Raw genomic sequence first — 19,650 nt, forward strand, 5'->3', positions numbered from 1 at the left:
GCTAACTCCATCATGCTTGGTCGGCATACCAGGCGTTGTTTAAAGGCGAGAGTACAACGTTCTTTATGTACCTTTGTGCGCTTAGCCAGTCATGTAGCAATTGCCGCTGAACTTGAGTGACACTGTCGTAACGTCCGTTAGCGCAGATATATCCGCTAACTTGTCCAGCGCCGCCAAAGTAAAGGTGCTGACTTTCCAACCAATCTAAGAAGGCATCAATCCACATATCTTCATCTTCCCCTGCCAGGTCCAGGCTGCAATCCACATCCATACCCAGCACAGTAAACTCCCCCAGATACAGCTTTTTCTGAGGCGGCGGGATTTATTGTCATATCGTGCTTTCATCATGGTTTTGCTCGTTGAATTTCATTGCCTGGAAGCTCAATGTAGCCATTCCTCACAAACCAACAATCCCTGAAATAAAACCAGGCAACTTTGTTGACAGGTCTTAGCTGTCAAACAGCCAGGGTTTAACTTCATCCCGGTTCACTAACACCAGTTGTTGGGCTTCGCCGCTGCCGGCCAGAAACTTGGTGCTGACCTGTAACTCTTGCAACAGGTACTGAGCCAAGGCTGCTCGCACCGGTAACTTCAGCTCACCATTTTGCATCTGGTAGTCATGTTCAATGATCTGCCGCTGGGCGGCGCTTAACCTTGGGTCGGGCTGCAAAGTGAGGGTAATATGTGTGTGCCAGCCAAGATCCTCTGCGGGATCCTGCCTGGCAGGGCCGGATAATTCGGGTTCCCCACGAAAGCGACTCAGTACAAAGTCTTTAAATACTGAAGACTTCTCGCAATAAGCACGTAAATGCCAGCGCAAGCCGGTTTTAACAAAAGTGTGGGGCTGGATCACCCGGCCTTGATCATCCGGCGTACTTAGTGAGACATAGCCAATCTCCAGCCTTTGCCGGGTGCGAATAGCGCTAACCAGTGCGCGCATAATCAGCGGCGACACTTGGCGTTTTGGCAAAGTCAGGCTGGTGTGGGTAATCGGTTGATGATTGAACTGATGGCTGCTGTGTGCAGAGGAGTTACAAACTGTGGAGCCCTGTTTATCCAACCAGTCCAAATACTCACTAACATCACCGCTGATACAACGCAGGCTAAAATCGGGTTGGGGCACAAAACCTTTGGTAGTTTGGCAATAATCGAGATTATCTGGAAACAGCGCGCGATAGCGCTGCATATACTTGTTGGCCTGGGTGCGGCTGATAGCAAAATGCCGCGACAAATCCGTAGCGTTAACCCTGCCCTGCCACCAGGCTAGTAATTCAATAAACCATAGATGTGATTCTAAGTATGTAGAAGGCACTAAGGTCGGGTACATCAGCCGCATCCTGCAATTATTATTATTCGCACCGACAGATCTTGGCATTTACGTCCAACCTGCCAAGGCCAGTTCTATCTACTTTTTCCTTTTTTATCAAATACTAAATGCTCGGTCCTTGAGCTATTTTGCACGCCAGTGCCAGTAATATTGATTAAAGCGCTGCCCTACCGCTTATTCACCAACCGCAACACTCCCCGTCGATTCACCGCCAGTACCTTAAAGCTCTTGCAGCCATTAAATGCGGCGTAGCCTTGTAAGGCCTTGCGTAGGGCCTGGATAAATTCATCATCCAGCGCAAAATCGGGCTCCAGGCTGAGCTGTACAACCTGTAGCACTGCGCTTTTGCGCTCGGCTTTGACGTCCATTCGCCCGACAAACTGTTGCTTCCACAGCATCGGCAGGCAGAAATAGCCGTACTGGCGTTTTTCTTTAGGTACATAGCATTCAATCTGGTAATCAAAAGCAAACAGGGCTTTTAGGCGCTCGCGCTGGATCACCAGGTTATCAAAAGGCGATAGCAGCAAAAGTCGCGCCTGGGATTCGGGCCGCACAGGCAGGTTGGCCAGGTCTTGTGGGTCGGCAAAATAGCGCTGCCCAGCCAGATTAAAGGCGGTGATGCGGCCATCTTCCTGCATGCTGACTAACCGCTGTTGCAGCAGTTTTTGGATGGGGCCTTTACGCAGATAGCCCATTTGTTTGGCGCTGCCAAAGCCATGGGCGTGCAGGTAGCTGGAAATCAGATAGTCGGCGAACTCTTCATCGCTGGGCAGGCGGGTGTCGGCATCCCCTGGTAGGATGCGCTCGGCGAGGTCGTAGACCTTCTGGAAGTTACGCCGCTCGGTGACCATTAGCTCACCTTCCATATACAGTTGCTCCAGTGCGCGTTTGGCCGGTTTCCAGTTCCACCAGCCATTGGCGCTGCCGCTGTGCTCAAACTCAGCGGCGCTTAGCGGTCCGTCGATACGAATTCGCGCCAGTACTTCCTGAATAATCTTATCGTCCCGCTCAAACCAATGCTTTTCCCCTTGGGCAATGCGGCGCATCCGCCACAGACCAAAACGATAATCCTGCATGGGTAAAAACGCCGCCGCATGTGACCAGTACTCAAAGATCTGCCTGTCTTGTAAGAGCTTTTCCAGATGCCTTGGCTGATAATCTGCCACCCTGGCCCACAAGCTATGGTGATGAGCGCGCTCCACCACATTAATGGAATCGATTTGCACATAACCAAGCTGGCAAATAGCCTCCAGGGTCCCCTGCTCGCTTTGCCAGCCGTTGGTGTGGGTGAGGCCTTGGCGATGCAAGGCCAGTTGCTTAAGTTGATTGGGATGGATATCCACCAGCTCGCCTAATGGTGATAACAGACAACCTTTTTTAAGCTATGGGCGTCTGCGGGGCAAGTGCCGTTTTCGTTTGAGCAGGCTGGTTTTTCAACCCGCAAAGCCAGCGCAGCAAAGGCACGCGGCGGATAATCTCATAGCCCAGATAGCAGCCAGCAAGTGTTAGCAGCAAAATAACCAGGGCTTCAAACCCAGGGGATAACTGCAAGGCCTTTAGGTTGGCGGCCGCCACAATAATCAGGGTTTGATGCAGCATATACCAGGGCAAGATGGCTTTATCCGTGTAGCTTAGCAGTTTGCTGGGCAGATTTAGATAATGACCGGCCAGCCCCACACAAGCCAGGATCCACGCCCAGTAACCTGTGGCACCAATCACGCCATAAAATAGCTTAATCGCAATATTGGTATCAAACTGGGCGGCCAGAGGGGCAAAGGCACCGTGCCTGTCCAGAAGCAAAAACACATAGCCCAGCACCGCCACAACTAAAAATACATGTCGCCAGGCGATGACCTGCTGCCACCACTTGCCTTGACGGGCAAGCAAATAACCGCCGATAAACACCGGCAGATACTTGGCATGGTTGTACAAATCCTGCACCAGATCATGGGTGCTGGGGAATGCCTTCTTGAGGAAATACCAGGCGCAGATCTGTACGCTTATCACCGTGAATAACACCCAGCGACCTTTTACATTACTCAGCCAGTTACTTGCCCCCAGCCTGTTTAGCCAAGGCATAAACCCAATCACCAACAGGCTGTAGAGCCACAAGTAGGGCAAAAACCACAGATGATTCCAGGTTAGCAGGCCCATAATACTGTGATGCTCCACCAGCAGTGATGTCCAGGGGTTGATGTAATCGACCCAGAAGGTCCAATAGCCGGGTTGGATCAGCTCTTGATCCTGCGCCTCAAAATAGGTTTGCGGCGCAACAATGACGAACATGCCGAATAGCAGCGGAATAAACAGCCGGGCACTGCGCAGCCTGACCAGACTGCCCTGACTGTATTTGTCAGCCACCAGCGCCAGGGCAATACCACTGATAAAAAACAGTAGCGACATACGCCAGGGGCCGGTCAGGATCATCAAATCCTGCAGCCAGACAAATTGGGCTTGGTGCTCACTTTTAATATGCCAGCACCAGTCATACACGTAGTACATGCCCAGGTGATAAAAAATCAAAATGCCGAACGCCAGGGTGCGCAGCCAGTCGATATCATAGCGGCGCGAATTTGTTATTTGAGTCATAGTGAGCCCTTAAGGTAAAGTCAGGCCCTTATGATGGCGACGGCATCACCAGCCCAGTACAGGCAAAGGCTGAATTGACGCGGCCTGGGGACAAGCGGTGGAATGCTGGGATGAAATTTGGAGTTATTTTCAGTGAGCTGGTTTGAACGGTTTGACCGCCATCCACGTTTATATGTGGCGCTACTCCTGGGCACTTACCTGTTTATCAATAACAGCATTAATGCCACCTCGGTATGGATGGAACACAGCCGTGGCGGCACACCGCATATTGCTCTGTGGGAACCCTTCGCCTGGGAATACACCAGTGCCCTGGCCTTCTTTTTGATTGCGCCATTACTTTTTGCCTGGTTTGCCCGCGTTCCTCCGCGCTTATCCTCCCCTGGCCGGCAATTGCTGCTGCACTTTTTGGCGACTATTGTGTTTGCGCTTTTGCATGTGGGGCTGATGGTGGGATTTCGCGAAGTGATTTATTACTTTAGCGGCGGTAACTACCAGTTTGCGCCCTGGCTTAGAGAGTTTTTCTACGAATACCGCAAAGACGCCTGGGGCTATCTGTTCTGGTTTTTGATGTACCAGCTTTATCACTTTGTTTATAGCCGCCTGAAGGGCGAAGCCCGCCCGGTGGATGAACAGGAAGACAGCCATAGCCAGGCGCCCGAACATTTTCTGGTGCGCAAACTGGACCGGGAGTTTCTGGTTAAGGTGGCCGATATCGACTATCTGGAATCCTCCGGCAACTACGTGAATTTGCACAGCCAGGGGCGCATCTATCCGCTGCGCGCTACCTTAGGTGAGCTTAGCGAGCGCCTGCAAGCAAAAGGCTTCAGCCGTATTCATCGCAGCTATGCGGTAAATCATAATGCAGTAGACAGCATCAGCTATCAAAGCAGTGGCGACGGCGAAATACAGCTGAAATCCGGCCATACACTTAACTTGTCGCGCCGCTACAAAGACAGCTTTAAGGCCGCCTTATCATGAGCATTGATTACCTATGGCTGGGCCTGGCCATTTGGCTGGGCTTTACCGTACAGGCCATGATTGGCTTTGGCAGTATGGTAATCGCGGTATCCATCGGCAGTCTGATGTTTGCCATACCTGAGCTACTGCCGGTTTTAGTACCGCTGAATATCTTTGCCACTGGCGCTATGGCTTGGAAGCTTCGCCGTGAACTGGATGCCAAGCTGCTGCTACAAGGCATTTTGCCCATTATGATCCTCGGTCTTGGTCTGGGCATTTTATTGCTGGAACAATTGCCGGGAGTTTGGCTGAAACGTGGATTTGCCATTCTGGTGCTGTGGTTCTCGGCTAGGGAATGGTACAAGCTCTATCATCAGTTGCCGGTAAAACCCCGCCCCACCTGGTGGCAACAAAGCTGGACCTTTCTGGCCGGTATCTGCCAGGGCCTGTATGGTTCTGGTGGGCCGCTGCTGGTGTATGCCATCAGCAGCCGCGAGCTTAACAAAGGCCAGTTTCGCACCCTGTTGTTGTATGTGTGGTTCTGTCTGAACAGCCTGTACAGTGTAGTGATGCTCATGCAGGGCAAAATACAGCCGGTGGCCTTAACCATTCTGGCCTATGTCCCGGTGCTTTACCTGGCCATCTATATAGGGAACAAGTTGCATCACAAAGTGGATGAGCGACAGTTTAAGCAAGGGGTGTGCCTGATGCTGATCCTCTGCGCCCTGGCTATGTTGTGGTAACGAAAAGATAGGGATTGGCGCTGGCATACCTTATAATCGCCGGCTGATTGATGAAGGCCATTAGGGGGCGGGTGATGTTTGACGAGTTGGATTTAGATGATGCGCTGGTAAGTGCTTGTAAAGAAATGGGTTTTAAAAAGCCCACTGGGATCCAGCAACAAGTCATTCCGGCCGCGATGGAAATGCGCGATATCCTCGCCTCGGCACCAACCGGCACAGGTAAAACCGCTGCCTTTTTGCTGCCGGCCCTACAATTTTTACTGGATAATCCACGCCGCGATCCCGGTGCTTGCCGTGTTTTGATCCTCACCCCAACCCGCGAGTTGGCCCTGCAGGTATTTGAGCAAGCCAAAGCGCTCAGCCAGTTCACCCGATTTAACTGCGGCGTGATCACCGGCGGCATCAACTATGGTACCGACAAGGATCTGCTTGAGCAGAATCTGGATATTCTGGTTGCCACCCCAGGCCGTCTGTTCGAACACATTGAGAAAGAAAGCTTTGACTGCCGTGAAATCGAGATCTTTATTCTTGATGAAGCCGACCGCATGCTGGACATGGGCTTTGGCGGCATAGTTAACCAGATTGCCGCCGAGGCACGCTGGCGCAAGCAAACCTATCTGTTCTCCGCCACCCTGGAAGGCGGCGGCGTGGCCCGTTTTGCCCGTGACATTCTCAACGACCCCATTGAAGTACAGGCCAGCGCTACCCGCAGCGAACAAGGTAAGATCCTGCAGTGGATCCACTTGTGTGACGATGCAGCGCATAAATTTGCCCTGCTGCGTCATATCCTGCAAAACCAGGTGCAAACCGCCATTGTGTTTGTGAAAACCCGCGACCGTTTAATGGAACTGCGCGGCAAGCTGGACTCAGAAGGCATTGCCAACTGTTATCTGCAAGGTGAAATGCCACAGGACAAGCGTAATCTGGCCATTGCCAGGTTTAAAGCCGGTGAAGTGAAGCTGCTGATCGCCACCGACGTAGCCGCCCGCGGTATCGACGTGCCCGATGTCAGTCATGTCATCAACTACGATATGCCGCGTACCGCAGATATCTACCTGCACCGTATTGGCCGTACCGGCCGTGCCGGTAAAAAAGGCACCGCTATTTCATTGGTGGAAGCCCATGATATTGCCATGGTGCCTAAAGTAGAACGCTATACCGGCGAAGCGCTGAAACGCCGCGTGATTGAGGAATTAAAACCTAAACACAAAGCACCTAAGTTACCGGCGAAAAAGAAAAAAGCGCCAGGTAAGAAAAGCGCAGCCAAGAAAAAAGTCAAAAAGAAGAAATAACCCGGGAGCTTATACGCTCCCTCAATATACCCCTGCGGCCCGAAACAGCTGTAAATGCACTTCGGTCAGGGCCGCCATATCCCGCTGATAGCCGCCGCCAATCACCGCGGCTACTGGCAGTCCGAGTTGCTGGCAAATGTTAAACACTAAACAGTCGCGCTGAAACACCCCGTCGGTGCTGATATGCAGATGGCCCAAGTCATCATTAATATGCACATCCACCCCAGCATCGTATATCACCGCATCGGGCCGGTGGATATTCAGCGCCAGCATCAAAGCACTGTCCAGCACCTCTAAATAGGCCGCATCTTCTGTGCCCTTTGGCAAAGGAAAATCCATATCTGAGACTTGTTTGCGATGGGGAAAGTTTTTCTCACCATGCAGTGACAAGGTAATAATCTGCTCATCCTGCTCCGCCAGCTTAGCGGTGCCGTCGCCCTGATGCACATCACAGTCCACTATCAGCACTTTATCTATGCCGGGGTTTGAGAGCATTTCCAGCGCTGCCAGATATAAATCGTTAATCATACAAAAGCCAGAGCCAAAGTCGGCAAAGGCATGATGGTAGCCGCCGGTCAGGTTGATGGCCTTGCCATGCTCAAGGGCAAGTCTGGCGGTGAGCACTGTACCACCACTGGCGGTAAGTGTGCGGCGCACCAGTTGCGCTGACCAGGGAAAGCCGATACGGCGCATGGCTTGCGGCGCTAAGGTGCCGGATTGCAATTGCTGTAGGTACTCGGCGCAAAACACCGGCTCCAAGGCTTTGACATCCAAGGGCTGGGGAGTAAAAAACCAGCTATCAGGCACGCCCATGTTCTGCAGGGCATCACGGATAGACTGGTATTTTTCAATAGGGAAACGGTGGCGAACCGGCAGGTTCAATTGGCTATAAATAGGATGAAAAACCAGGGGGATCACAGGTATCCCCCTGCTGCTTTCTCAAGCTGCCGGAGCATGCACCGCCCAGTCGCTGGGCAGTTCGTCGGGTAGCTCAAGTAAGGTAAAGACAGCGCCTTCTTCACCATAGACATAGACATGGCATTGACCCCATTTGGCCGGTACCTGCCACACAGTGTCAGGCTCGATGCTAAAGGTAATGCGGCGCAGCTTACAACGAACATCCAGTTTGTCCAACTGCCCATTAACCTGAGTTATGGAAAACGCCGGGCGAGCAAGTTTGTGGCGCCAGGGCTTGTCTTCTGAGATCCGGCCATCCAGCCCAATAATCTCAGCACCGGCAATACGCATCTCAACTTTTTCCATATAAGGGGCAAACAAAGCCGTGGCCTTACCTTCTTTGTCCAGTTCTTGTAGTCGCTCAAAGCTATTCTTGCTGTCGGCATAGCGGTTAAGCTGAATCTCAAGCTGTAATTTTTTCTGCAACAGGCCCTTTTGCATGTTTTTCGGCAAGGTATCCTCTGTACCGGATAACGCCCGATGCAAAGCTTGATATTGCTTAAGAGGCTGACTTTCCCTTTCATGGTAACTGGCCTTCAGCATGTTGTACCAGGCATCTTCCAGCAGGTTCCATTGTTCCTGCTGCTCCATATCAACCAACATGCTCTGCACCTCATCGAGCTTACCTGCTTCCAGCAAGCTCAAGCCCTCTTTGATTTGGCGTCTGAATTTACGGGTGACACCGTCAGCGCCATTGGCCAGTCGAAAAGAGAAGCGTACCCGGGATTCACACTGCTGTACCGGCTGACCATTTTCGGTGGCTGGCCTGTAGACCCATTGCTCAATGGCTTTAATGGCACTGCGCTCCAAGCCTTTATTACCGGATGAGTCTTCAATGATGGCGTTACTGACCGTGCCGTCGGGTTCAATCACGTAACTCATTTCCACCCAGCCTTCACGACCGCTGCGAGCTTGATCAGGGGGGTATTTGGGGTGCACACGCTCCAGTGGCATAGCTTCCACCACCTCACGAAGCTGCTGAGCAACATCCTGAGGCTGGGCGTGGGCTTGGGTCAATAGCGGCAAAAACAAAAGACAAGCGGCAAAACGCATAATTAAAATCCTTTTAATATTCGATCTATTCCTGAACCTGGATTGTAGTCTGATAAACTAAGGGCTTTCCAGCGAATCGAAATAAATCAATGCAACAAACGTGGGTAATGGCCACCGGCAATCCGGGCAAGGTAAAAGAACTGGCGAAGATGCTCTCGCCCCTGAATGTGGATATTCGTGTGCAAAGCGAATTTGGTGTAGAAGATGCCGATGAAACCGGCTTAAGTTTTGTTGAAAACGCCATTCTCAAGGCCCGTCATGCCGCACGTATTACCGGCTTACCGGCCATCGCCGACGATTCGGGTTTAGCCGTAGACGCCTTAGGCGGTGCACCGGGTATCTATTCGGCCCGCTACGCCGGACAAGGCGCTGGCGATACCGCCAACCTGCAAAAGCTGCTGCAGGCCATGCAGGATGTCAGTGATGATAAACGCACCGCACGCTTTATTTGTGTGCTGGTGTGGCTGCGCCACGGCGAAGACCCAACCCCGATTATTTGTCAGGGGCAGTGGCAGGGTAGCATTACCCGCGCGCCCGCAGGCTCAGGTGGTTTTGGCTATGACCCGGTATTTTGGGTTCCCGAGCAAGGTTGTACCAGCGCGGAACTGCCCGCTGAGGTTAAAAACCAGTTAAGCCATCGTGCCCAGGCGCTTAAACAGTTACTCCCCCAACTGGAAGCTGCCCTTGTCTGAATTCAGCCTGCAAGCCCCGCCGCTGTCGCTGTACATCCATATTCCCTGGTGCGTACAGAAATGCCCGTATTGTGACTTCAACAGCCACGGGCAAAAACAGCATCTGCCGGAAGCGGAATATATCAGTCATCTGCTTGATGATCTGGCCGAGGATGCCAAACAAGTAGGCGACAGGCCGGTTACCAGTATTTTCTTTGGTGGCGGTACCCCCAGCCTGTTTAGCGCCGAGGGAATTCAACGGATACTCAGCGGCGTGCAAGCCAGGGTTAACCTGCAAAGCGAGGCGGAAATTACTCTTGAAGCCAACCCTGGCACGGTAGAAAGCGAAAAATTTATTGGTTTTCGTCAGGCCGGTGTTAACCGTATTTCTATCGGCGTGCAGAGTTTTCAGGCCGACAAACTTCAGGCCCTGGGGCGTATTCATGACAGCCGCCAAGCGCAAAATGCCGCGGGTTATGCCCACCAGGCGGGACTACGCAGCTTTAACCTGGACTTAATGCACGGTTTACCGGATCAGAGCCTGGCGGATGCCCTGGCCGATCTTAAACAAGCCATAGCCCAGCAGCCCCCACATTTGTCATGGTATCAACTGACCATAGAGCCCAATACCCAGTTTGCTTCCAAGCCGCCGGTATTGCCCGATGACGATGTGCTGTGGGACATCCAGCAGCAGGGCCATGCCCTGCTCCAAGCCGCCGGTTATTCGCAATATGAAATCTCCGGCTACAGTCAGCCAGGCCATCAGTGCCAGCACAATCTTAACTATTGGCGCTTTGGTGATTATCTAGGCATCGGCTGCGGCGCGCACGGCAAGATCACCGACAGTCAGGCCGGTACTATCACTCGCACGGTGAAGGTGAAACACCCCAAAGGCTATATGGATCTGTCAAAAGCCTATCTGGATCAGCAACATCAGGTGCTGGACGAAGACCGTCCCTTTGAATTTCTGATGAACCGTCTGCGTCTGGTAGAGCCCTGCCCTATTGAGGAATACAGCCGCTTCACCGGTCTGGCCCTGCATCAATACGGTATTGCCGATAAGTTAGCACGAGCTACCGAGATGGGACTTATCACCCAAACCCAGCAAAGCTGGCAGGTCACGGAGAAAGGCCGCCGCTATCTGAACAGCCTGCTGGAAATGCTGGTTTAAATCAAAGCGCCAAAGCCCGCCTGCTTAACAGGCGGGCTTTATTCAATAAGTTAAACCACCCAACCGAGCTGCTGAGCCCGGTCGTAAGCCAATTGGCTGACATCCTGCTGAATAAAATGATGATGCAGCAGCATCACACCCAGCACATGGTTAAGTACCGCATCAATCTGTACTTTGTCTGCCGCATCGGTGGCCGAACTCTCCTGACGGGACATCAGCTCAGCAACAAAGTCTGCATCAATTAATCCAGCCTCTTGCAGTTGTGCTGGCGACGCATAGCGAGCAAACAGGCCTTTGAGTTTTTGCCACTTTTTATCGTCGGTGTGGGCCGGCGGCGCCATAAAGGCGAACTTCTGACGCTCATACAGTACGGTAGGCAATAAGCCTTTCATGGCCTCGCGCAATACGTACTTTTCCTTGCTGCCACGGATCCTAAGCTCGGGTGGAATAGTGGCGGCATACTCGGCAAGATGATGATCTAAAAAGGCTGGCCTGGCTTCCATGGAGTTAGCCATATCCACCCTGTCGCCGCCCCAGGTTAGGATCTGACCTTCCAGCATGGTTTTTATCCATACATATTGGGCCTTATCCAGCGGGTGTCTGCCCTGCAGATAGTTGTCATCCAAGCGCTCGGCAATCGCCTCACCAGGCTCATAACCGCTTAACTCGTCACGAATGGCCGGGTGCAAGAGTTGCCTGGCCAAATCGGAGCAGCCCAGCCAGGGTTGCAGGCAGCTTGGGGTAAAGCCCACCTTGGCATTAATGCTGTCCGATACATACTCATCTTTGGGCAACATGGCGCCCTGAAACAACTTGTTGGACTCCATCAAAGTACGTTGCCATTCTTCGGCCTGCTGCTTGTCCAGCCCTTCCATACCATGCAGAAACATATCTTTGCGAAATGCCGGATAGCCGGCAAACAATTCATCCGAGCCTTCGCCGGTCAGCACCACTTTGTAGTCCACATGTCGTACATGCTGGCTCATCATCAGCTTGGCGACCGCCAGGGTGTTGTAAATGGTGCGCTCGGTATGCCAGATAGTGCGGGCAAAGTTGTCGTACAGCAGATCCGCATTAAGCTTGAGAATATCCTGCTCAGCACCGGTGGCATGGGCCATTTCTGTGGCGATGCTGGCCTCGTCATATTCGTCGTTATCAAAACTGATCGTAAAGGCGCGAATAGGGCTCTGGCTCACCGCCGACGCCAATCCTAAAATAGAGCAGGAGTCGATACCGCCGGATAAATAACAGCCCACCGGCACATCGGCATTTAAACGCAGTTGCACCGCGTCGAGTAAATGACGACGTACGCCCTGGATATAGCTTTCATCATCCAACCGTGGGCGGTTTTCAGGAATGGGAAAGTCCATATCCCAGTATTTGCAGGTTTCAATCTCAAACTGGCCATCGCGGCGCTGAATTTTCAGCATATGCCCGGGTTCAACCTGGTTCACGCCTTTAAACGCCGTGGTGCCGGGTACCATGACCTGAATTAATTGGTGGAACAGGCCCTGGCTATCAATTTGCGGTTTAACCTCTGGATGGGCCAGCACGGTTTTGACTTCGGAGCCAAACACAATCTGGCCGTTCACTTCGGTCCAGTACAAGGGTTTGATCCCAAAACGATCCCGCACCAGATATAAGCAATCTTGCTGCTCATCAAACAGGGCAAAAGCGAACTCACCACGCAAGTGTGTTAAGGTTTTTTCCATCCCCAGACGCAGATAGAGATGTGGCACAATCTCAGAGTCGCTTTTACTCTCGAAGTGCTCGCCCTCGGCGGTCAACTCGCCACGCAAGCGCTGATAATCGTAGAACTCGCCATTGTGGGCAAAGATAATCTGGCCGCCATGCAAGAAGAAAGGTTGGCGACCGCGGTTTTCATTTAAATCAATAATGGACAGCCTGGCATGACTCATTCCCATGCCAACACCGGCCGGGTTGCAATAGCCATAATTGTCCGGTCCGCGGTGGTGCATAATGGCGGCCATATTGACCAACACCTGCGAGTCCACTTCCTGTTCGGGCCGGGCAGCAAAAATGCCTGCTATTCCACACATATATACTCCTTACTTAGTTTCGGGCTTGGAAAAACGAGCGAAGCAAAACCACGCTTTTGCGTAGCGACTCAGGACCGCTGGCAGAAAGCCGCAGGTCCGGGTCAACTAGATAACATCCAACACCCGCTCGGCCCGCTTCACCAAACAGGTCAGCAAGGCCATACGCAAAAACACCGCACCTCTGGCCTGCGAGAAATACCAATTGTGGTGCGTACCATCCAGGTCGGTGCTGAGCTCTTCGCCCCTCGCCAAGGGGTGCAGGATAATGGCGTCTTCTTTAAGCGGCGAGGACGCATCCAGATGGTACTTTTTGCCATACTGCTTAAAAGAATCCCCTTCCCAGGAAATGGCATTGATATACACCACATCGGCGTCTGGCAGCACCTGTTCGAGATCATCCGAGGTATTAACTGTTAAGCCAAACTGCTCTAGCTGCTCAAGCTGACCAGGGGCGAACATATCGCTACAGCTCTTGTCATTGACCACAGTCACAGTGGAGAACACTTCCGGGAAATAACATAGCAGCTTAAGCAGGCTGCGCACCGTGCGCATCTTGGCCGGAAAGCCAACCAAACAGAGATTTAACGGCGCTCCTGGGGTGTCGGTGAGTAAATCTGGCCGCCACTTAAAAATGGTGTATAAGTCCGCCAGTGCCTGGGTGGGGTGCTCATCGGTACCGTTACCGGCATTAATAATGGGAATGCGCAGTGCTTCCATCATTTCCCGCACCGACGACTCCTGAGAATCACGCAGCACCACACAATCGCCGTAGTTGTTAAACATCTCGGCCACATCCATTAACGACTCACCCTTGGCAATACCGGTAGTAGAGCGGTCGGTAATAGACATAATGTCGCCGCCCAGACGATGCCAGGCGCTTTCAAATGACAAGCGGGTACGGGTACTGGGCTCATAGAAGGCAGAGATCAGGATCTGCCCATTCAGCGAACTGCTGAATCTGTCAGGATTGGCTTCATATTTGGCAGCCAAGCGAAACAGTTGTAGCAGCGTAGGTCGGTCAAATTGATCCGACGAGTAAATATGCTGACTGGCAAGTTTAGCCAGATGATCCCCATCTTCAATGATGGCACGCAGCAGTTTTTTCGGATGCGCGTCGCCCTGAACATCGGGGCGACGGCGCTCAAACTGAACAACCTGTTCCAGTTTAGGATCTACCATAGGTTCTTATCCTTGAGATCGCGCTGATAAAGCAATAATAAAATCACCGGTGCCAGGGCACTGCCAATCAGGGCTACCCATACCAGCAAGCTTAGAAATGTTTCACTCAGATACATGCTCAGCCTCCTTGAAGGCGCGCCAGTCAAAATGGCCTGGGGCCCAGTACACCCCAGCCAGACAAATCAGCAACGACACCAACGCCGCACTGATGGCCGCCACATAAAAGCCAATCACAAAATACAAAGTCAGGCCGCACAAAATGCCCAGACTCATGGCGGCCGTAGCAAAGCGGCCAGTCAACGCCGGATGATACAGACCAAATAGAATCGGCCAGATGGCGGAGGCCACAAAAGCGCCGGTGAAATTTAACAGCGCGCCCAGGGTCGCCACCTTGGGCAGACATAACAGCCAGGTCAGGGCCCCAAGACCAATGACAATGCGTTTGTTGACCTTTAACAAGCGATCACTGTCAGCCTTGGGATTCATCAGACGTTTATACCCATCTTGGGTAATCAGATCTGAGGTGGCCGCCAACAAGCTGTCCATACTGGACGCCAGCGCCGAGAACACCACCACAAATACAAACACCGCACCAATGCCTCCCAGTAACTTGGCAGCCACCAGCGGCCCCACCATGTCGGCGCTCGGCGGCAAGATATTCAGTGACAATGCCGCCAGGGCTACAAAGCCAGTTACAATAGGAATAGGTAGCCAAAGCAAACCACCGGTCAAAAAGGCTTTCTTGCCCACCCCACCCTTAAAGGCAAAGGCCCTGGACCACCAAACATTGGAATGGAAGATTTCACCGATGCCGAAAAAGATGTTGTTAAACAAAAACATAATTGCGGCGGGGAAAGCCAGATTGAGGAGCTCTGGCTGAAAATTAGTGACATTTTGATGGATTTGGCTGATACCGACCTTGTCGATACAAAACCAGGCGATAACCACCACGCCAACCAGAATAAGAATAGACTGCACAAAGTCCGTAGCGATGACCGCCTTTAATCCACCGAGCAAGGTATACACCACGCAGATAAGCAAAATGGCGGTCATGCCGGTGTGATAATCCAGATCACTCAGTGAGGAGAGTAAAATGCCTCCCGCCATGCCCAGACTAACCAGCCAGCCCATAGCGTAAAATAGCGAGATAAGCATAAACACGGCCCAGGCGTTAGGGCCAAAGCGAGTGCGAATAAAGTCGCCGCTGGTAAAGCCGTGTGGCATTAAGGATTTAATCCGCGCCGCCATGGGCGCAAACAGAATCAAGCCAAGGGCGGCCATGCTGTAGCCAATCATGCCCCAGACACCAAACTGATAGGCCAGTTGTGGTGCCACCAGTGTGGTGTTACTGGTGATCCAAGTCGCCATGGCCGTTGCCGTGGCAAAGGCAAAACCCACATTGCGCCCAGCCAGCGCATAGTCATCAATACTGCGGTTGTTGCGTCCCAGATACCAACCAAAGGCCACCCACAACAGGCCAAAGCCTATCAGGATAGCCAGCGCCAAACCTGAATCTAGCTGGGCTTCAAGCATACTGGTTGTCTCGTTCCTTGCGTACAAACCCCATTAATATCCCGACCAGCATAGAAAATGCCGCCAGTCCCACCACAAACAAGGCCAGCGCCTGATACAAGGAACGGTGCTTAACCGACACCCTGGCTAACTTGACGGGTGGCTCGCTGCCACTGCTATCCAGCAGTCGCACCCGATATTGGCCATTGGCAAACCCTGACAGGGTCGCCTGGCGTTGACCACTGACATTAAATTGCTGAAGACTTTGTGCATCTGGCTCACCTTCCACCAAACGCACCACCTCCAAGCTGTCATAGCTGGCACTGTAGTCACTAAATTCCAGTACAAAGTAACCTTCCCTGGATTCCAGAGACTGTGTAGCGATAACCGGTGTGCACACCAATGCCAACAATCCCAGGAGAAGCGTACGGATCGCCCTCATGACGTCCCCTCTGCTTATTCATTAAAGGGCATGCTAACATTTATTAGTACACGAAACAAAATACCCAATATCGCCTGAAATACACACAGCCATAAGGACAGTCCATGAGTCACAAGATGCAGACCAACCTGAGCAGACTTCAGAACGATCTACTTGAGCTTTCCCATATTGGATACGACCTTGAGTCAAAAGGTATATTTCGGCTCGGCTTTACCCCGGCAGATATGCAGGCCAGACAGTGGTTAATCAAAAAGTTTGAAGACGAAGGATTTTCTGCCCATATGGACAGCGCAGGGAATGTTATAGGCAGTATGCAGGCAAATTGTGACAAGCCCGTGATCGCTATCGGCTCACATATCGACTCGGTACCTGCAGGGGGGATGTTCGATGGCACCTTAGGCGTGCTGGCCGGCCTGGAATGTATGCGAGTGCTGCGCGATAGCGGCCAGACTTATCAATACCCACTGGAAGTCTATGCTTTTGCCGAAGAAGAAGGACGTTTTGGTGGCATGATGGGGGTACAGGCCATCACAGGCGAGCTTACCCCAGATTGGCTTGAAACCGCCCATGATGCCAGCCATATCTATCTTAAAGACGAGATGGCCAGTTGTGGCCTGAATGCTGTCGAGGCGCTTAATGCCCGGGTTGACCCAACACATTTTCGAGCCTTTCTGGAGCTGCATATCGAACAAGGTCCGGTGCTAGAACGAATAGGCAAACCAATAGGTGTAGTGGAAGCCATCTCCGGCGTTTATAAATGGCTGGTCAGACTAATTGGCAAAGCCAACCATGCTGGCACAGCCCCCATGGATATGCGCAGTGACGCGTTTATGGGACTGGCCGATTTTGCCCATGAAATCCCACGCATTATTAACGAGGAAGGGTCTGATAAAAGCCGCTTAACCGTAGGCCGGGTAGAACTCAAACCCGGCTACGCCCACACCGTACCCGGCGAGGCTGAGTTCACCTTGGTGGGGCGCGACACCGACCCACAAACCATGCGCAACCTGGCGGATGCTTGCCGTCGGGTACTGTCCAGCATCGCCCGCAAACATAATCTGATGTTTGAATTTGAACAGATGAGTTGGCTGGAGCCGCAAGCCATGTCGAATGAGGTTATTCAGGCTTTCTGCCATCAGGCCGACCATATGGGGCTGGCGTATCAGGTAATGCCGAGTGGGGCTGGGCATGACGCTCAATATATGGCCAAAATCACCCCAACCGGAATGATTTTTGTGCCTAGCGTGGGAGGCATTAGTCACGCGCCCGATGAATGGACCCATTGGCAAGATGTACATACCGGCGCCAATCTATTACTACAAACGGCAATGGCTTTTGCCTCGGGCAAAAAATAATCACCCGCATTAATGGGCTGAAGAGCGTATTTTTGAGAATACCTATCAATTTATACCTTCCAGCTCAACTTAGCCGTTAAAACCAGTAATCACTGAAGAAATAAAACAAGCAGAGAGCCATAAAAATAGAAAACTAAGACTATGGTTTTATTTTCTATACCCATGAAATATAGGAATATTTTAGAGCTGTAATCGGTGTCATAAAAAATAAATAATTAACGTTGATTTAGGTAAGCTTGCTCGGCTAGGATTTGCCTGAAAAATATACAGAAGGCTGATTTAACTCGCAGTCTACTAAGTGTACAGATGGCCCTGCGGCGCGAATCATGACATCGCTAATCAGGGTTCTATTGCTAATACAATAATAAATACGGAAGAGTTTTTTCTAAGGAAAGTAAGCAGTGTTGAAAGATCTCTTTATTAAATATAATTCCAAGTATCATTACTGGGATTTTGAAGAAGTTCGCCAGTGGCAAAACATCAGAGATAAGGGCGCGTTACGCTTTATTCTGTTTGAAGGGTTGGTCAAGTGGGGCCTGATTTCCTTTTCTATTTTTATCGCATTACTGCTCGCCATACTGGATATTCATAGTACAGAAATTCCCCTCATCGCTCTGGTATGGTCCGTGGCGGCCTGTCTTTATGGCTATGGGATTTGGCTGGGCACACACCTGTCATATAAAAGACATTGCAATACCACCCCATCCTATTGAATGGCCCGTCAGTTAACAACAGATTGACGTGGCATTGGGCCGCTTTAAGCTCTATGGTTTAATGCCCAGTTCCATGTTCCACAAGGATGACTTATGTACAAAACTGCATCTCTCGCCATTTCCTTGCTGTTGTCGATGCCGCTCTTTGCGTTGGAAATCACCAGTGAGGATATTCAAGAAGGCCAACGTATGGCCAAAACCTTTGAATATTCAGGCTTTGGATGCGACGGTGACAATCAATCACCGGCCCTGGCCTGGAAAGATGCACCGGCTGGGACCAAAAGTTTTGCCATTACTGTCTACGATCCCGATGCACCGACCGGCAGCGGTTGGTGGCATTGGCTGGCACTGAATATTCCTGCCGATACGCACAGCCTGCCACGCGGTGCATCCGGCAAATTGGATAAGGTGCTGGAAACCCGCACCGATTACGGTCAGCCCGGTTTTGGTGGTGCCTGCCCGCCTGTTGGGCATGGTATGCACAGATACCAGTTCACCATCTGGGCTCTGCCGGATGAAAAGCTCGATTTTCCGCTGGATATTTCCCCGGCCATCGTCGGCTATACCCTGAATAGTAAAGCTCTGGCGAAGGCAACCTTAACTGCCACTTACGTGCGCTGAGGCAACTGGCGAGTCTGAGTGTAAAGAGATGCTGTGTAAGCCCGCCCCATTAAGGGGTTGGGCTTAAGCCCAGCAAAGCGTAGGCGCCACCTTGATGGGTTAGCAGGATACAAATGCGTCTATCAAGGGTAGCGCCGACAGCGGCATTGAAGGAACGAAACATTCCCTTGATTATAGGTGGGCGAAGGCCCAGAAATCTTTTTCGTCAGCCCCGGTATTTTTACAAGCCACGCTGTCCTTGATAACTGAGGGCGTGATTTCAATTTGTCCCGCCTTAACCAATACACCTTGTCGCATACTGCCGCATTGCATATCTTCAGGCAGATTCCACAGTGTTCTCTGTCGCTCGTTCAATGCGCTGCCCGCGACCAAAAGCACATAATCGATATTGACCTTGGGATAGCTAAAGCGCTGCGGTTCATCTGCGCCGCGACGTAGAAAGAAACACGGAGGCTCAGGCTTAAGAGACAAAATCTTGAGTTCAGCATCTTGCAGAACACGCAACTCACACTTGTCCTTAGCACTGGCTAATTGCAGTTCCATTCCTGCCACATGCGCAGAATCCGTAATATCTGTGGCGCTGCAAGAAAAGCACATAAAGAGTAATACTGTGCTTAATGGCTTAGCCCGCCATTGTGGCTGAAATGATGTGGCTGACATTAGTCTCCTCCTTGAAATTTGTCTGCGAGTCCAGCCTAGACTAAGCCATAACTATCAGCAAAATTGTTATAGCAGCCCGCTACAATCTGATAGCCACCAGCATATCCCCCTGTTGCAATTAAGGATTTTCTGACCTTATACTGACAACAGTTTATATCTTGTCGGAGTGCTCAGTCCGGTTTACCGGGCGAGCTGAGACCGCAAATGCGGGATCCGTTGAACCTGATCAGGCTAATACCTGCGAAGGGAACAAGAGCGTAACGCCCGGGCTTCAGGCCGCCTTATCCCCAGTCAATCAGGGGGAAAGATCCAACCGGCGTTATTCTTTGCAACACTCCTGACAAGCAT

Annotated in this window: 20 protein-coding genes and 1 riboswitch; of the genes, 8 read left to right on the forward strand and 12 right to left on the reverse strand. The window is 51.8% G+C overall.

Features of this window, described 5'->3' with window-relative positions:
* Window positions 1–10: 10 nt before the first annotated feature.
* The 4 genes from IEX02_RS07190 to IEX02_RS07205 all read right to left on the reverse strand — a co-directional run bounded on the left by IEX02_RS07190 (window position 11) and on the right by IEX02_RS07205 (window position 3,916).
* Window positions 11–322: a 50S ribosome-binding protein YggL gene (locus IEX02_RS07190; protein WP_308422491.1), complete on the reverse strand. Its 312-nt coding sequence runs from the start codon at window positions 320–322 to the stop codon at window positions 11–13.
* A 126-nt stretch (window positions 323–448) separates the two neighbouring features.
* Window positions 449–1,327: a WYL domain-containing protein gene (locus tag IEX02_RS07195; RefSeq protein WP_188692422.1), complete on the reverse strand. Its 879-nt coding sequence runs from the start codon at window positions 1,325–1,327 to the stop codon at window positions 449–451.
* 167 nt (window positions 1,328–1,494) lie between these two features.
* On the reverse strand, window positions 1,495–2,670 hold the full coding sequence (locus IEX02_RS07200; RefSeq protein ID WP_188692425.1) for a winged helix-turn-helix domain-containing protein: 1,176 nt from the start codon (window positions 2,668–2,670) through the stop codon (window positions 1,495–1,497).
* Window positions 2,671–2,704: 34 nt separating this feature from the next.
* Window positions 2,705–3,916, reverse strand: a complete 1,212-nt coding sequence (locus IEX02_RS07205; RefSeq protein WP_188692428.1) for an acyltransferase family protein — start codon at window positions 3,914–3,916, stop codon at window positions 2,705–2,707.
* 132 nt (window positions 3,917–4,048) lie between these two features.
* Here IEX02_RS07205 and IEX02_RS07210 point away from each other — a divergent pair, with 132 nt between their 5' ends.
* From IEX02_RS07210 to srmB, 3 genes are all read left to right on the forward strand, one after another.
* The gene (locus tag IEX02_RS07210; RefSeq protein WP_188692432.1) at window positions 4,049–4,894 is read left to right on the forward strand and encodes a LytR/AlgR family response regulator transcription factor; all 846 of its coding nucleotides are present in this window, start codon (window positions 4,049–4,051) and stop codon (window positions 4,892–4,894) included.
* Window positions 4,891–5,616, forward strand: a complete 726-nt coding sequence (locus IEX02_RS07215; RefSeq protein ID WP_188692435.1) for a sulfite exporter TauE/SafE family protein — start codon at window positions 4,891–4,893, stop codon at window positions 5,614–5,616. Before IEX02_RS07210 ends, IEX02_RS07215 begins: the two co-directional genes overlap by 4 nt.
* 74 nt (window positions 5,617–5,690) lie before the next feature.
* On the forward strand, window positions 5,691–6,908 hold the full coding sequence (srmB, locus tag IEX02_RS07220; RefSeq protein ID WP_188694045.1) for an ATP-dependent RNA helicase SrmB: 1,218 nt from the start codon (window positions 5,691–5,693) through the stop codon (window positions 6,906–6,908).
* Between the two features lie 21 nt (window positions 6,909–6,929).
* On the opposite strand, the gene IEX02_RS07225 is transcribed toward srmB, so the two are convergent.
* Both IEX02_RS07225 and IEX02_RS07230 read right to left on the reverse strand, forming a co-directional pair.
* A complete protein-coding gene (locus IEX02_RS07225) occupies window positions 6,930–7,826 on the reverse strand; it encodes a histone deacetylase family protein (RefSeq protein ID WP_188692439.1) in 897 nt (298 codons plus the stop codon).
* Between the two features lie 21 nt (window positions 7,827–7,847).
* Window positions 7,848–8,918: an energy transducer TonB gene (locus IEX02_RS07230; RefSeq protein ID WP_188692441.1), complete on the reverse strand. Its 1,071-nt coding sequence runs from the start codon at window positions 8,916–8,918 to the stop codon at window positions 7,848–7,850.
* A gap of 89 nt (window positions 8,919–9,007) precedes the next feature.
* Here IEX02_RS07230 and rdgB point away from each other — a divergent pair, with 89 nt between their 5' ends.
* On the forward strand, window positions 9,008–9,610 hold the full coding sequence (gene rdgB, locus IEX02_RS07235; RefSeq protein WP_188692443.1) for an RdgB/HAM1 family non-canonical purine NTP pyrophosphatase: 603 nt from the start codon (window positions 9,008–9,010) through the stop codon (window positions 9,608–9,610).
* Window positions 9,611–9,617: 7 nt separating this feature from the next.
* Window positions 9,618–10,760 (forward strand): radical SAM family heme chaperone HemW, encoded by a 1,143-nt coding sequence (gene hemW / locus IEX02_RS07240; RefSeq protein WP_188694047.1) that lies wholly within the window; start codon window positions 9,618–9,620, stop codon window positions 10,758–10,760.
* Window positions 10,761–10,810: 50 nt separating this feature from the next.
* Here hemW and asnB read toward each other — a convergent pair whose 3' ends face one another.
* From asnB to IEX02_RS07260, 5 genes are all read right to left on the reverse strand, one after another.
* Window positions 10,811–12,820, reverse strand: a complete 2,010-nt coding sequence (asnB, locus tag IEX02_RS07245; protein ID WP_188692446.1) for an asparagine synthase (glutamine-hydrolyzing) — start codon at window positions 12,818–12,820, stop codon at window positions 10,811–10,813.
* 105 nt (window positions 12,821–12,925) lie between these two features.
* Window positions 12,926–13,999 (reverse strand): aspartate/ornithine carbamoyltransferase family protein, encoded by a 1,074-nt coding sequence (locus tag IEX02_RS07250; RefSeq protein WP_188692451.1) that lies wholly within the window; start codon window positions 13,997–13,999, stop codon window positions 12,926–12,928.
* Window positions 13,993–14,115, reverse strand: a complete 123-nt coding sequence (locus IEX02_RS20465; RefSeq protein WP_268237399.1) for a hypothetical protein — start codon at window positions 14,113–14,115, stop codon at window positions 13,993–13,995. The genes IEX02_RS07250 and IEX02_RS20465 overlap by 7 nt, the downstream gene beginning before the upstream one ends.
* Window positions 14,102–15,532: a sodium:solute symporter family transporter gene (locus tag IEX02_RS07255; protein ID WP_188692453.1), complete on the reverse strand. Its 1,431-nt coding sequence runs from the start codon at window positions 15,530–15,532 to the stop codon at window positions 14,102–14,104. The genes IEX02_RS20465 and IEX02_RS07255 overlap by 14 nt, the downstream gene beginning before the upstream one ends.
* Window positions 15,525–15,953 (reverse strand): hypothetical protein, encoded by a 429-nt coding sequence (locus tag IEX02_RS07260; RefSeq protein ID WP_188692455.1) that lies wholly within the window; start codon window positions 15,951–15,953, stop codon window positions 15,525–15,527. The genes IEX02_RS07255 and IEX02_RS07260 overlap by 8 nt, the downstream gene beginning before the upstream one ends.
* 104 nt (window positions 15,954–16,057) lie before the next feature.
* Between IEX02_RS07260 and IEX02_RS07265 the strand changes: the two genes are divergently transcribed.
* From IEX02_RS07265 to IEX02_RS07275, 3 genes are all read left to right on the forward strand, one after another.
* Window positions 16,058–17,308, forward strand: coding sequence for a Zn-dependent hydrolase (locus tag IEX02_RS07265; protein WP_229702133.1), 1,251 nt, complete (start codon window positions 16,058–16,060; stop codon window positions 17,306–17,308).
* 401 nt (window positions 17,309–17,709) lie between these two features.
* Entirely contained in the window at window positions 17,710–18,021 is a 312-nt protein-coding gene (locus IEX02_RS07270) for a hypothetical protein (protein WP_188692458.1), read from the forward strand.
* 93 nt (window positions 18,022–18,114) lie between these two features.
* A complete protein-coding gene (locus tag IEX02_RS07275) occupies window positions 18,115–18,642 on the forward strand; it encodes a YbhB/YbcL family Raf kinase inhibitor-like protein (protein ID WP_188692461.1) in 528 nt (175 codons plus the stop codon).
* A gap of 171 nt (window positions 18,643–18,813) precedes the next feature.
* Here the strand turns inward: IEX02_RS07275 and IEX02_RS07280 are convergent, their stop codons facing one another.
* Window positions 18,814–19,302, reverse strand: coding sequence for a hypothetical protein (locus IEX02_RS07280; protein WP_188692464.1), 489 nt, complete (start codon window positions 19,300–19,302; stop codon window positions 18,814–18,816).
* 152 nt (window positions 19,303–19,454) lie between these two features.
* Window positions 19,455–19,568, forward strand: a riboswitch (TPP riboswitch).
* Window positions 19,569–19,650: the final 82 nt, after the last annotated feature.

It is taken from the genome of Bowmanella pacifica, from assembly GCF_014645355.1.
Lineage (GTDB): Bacteria > Pseudomonadota > Gammaproteobacteria > Enterobacterales > Alteromonadaceae > Bowmanella > Bowmanella pacifica.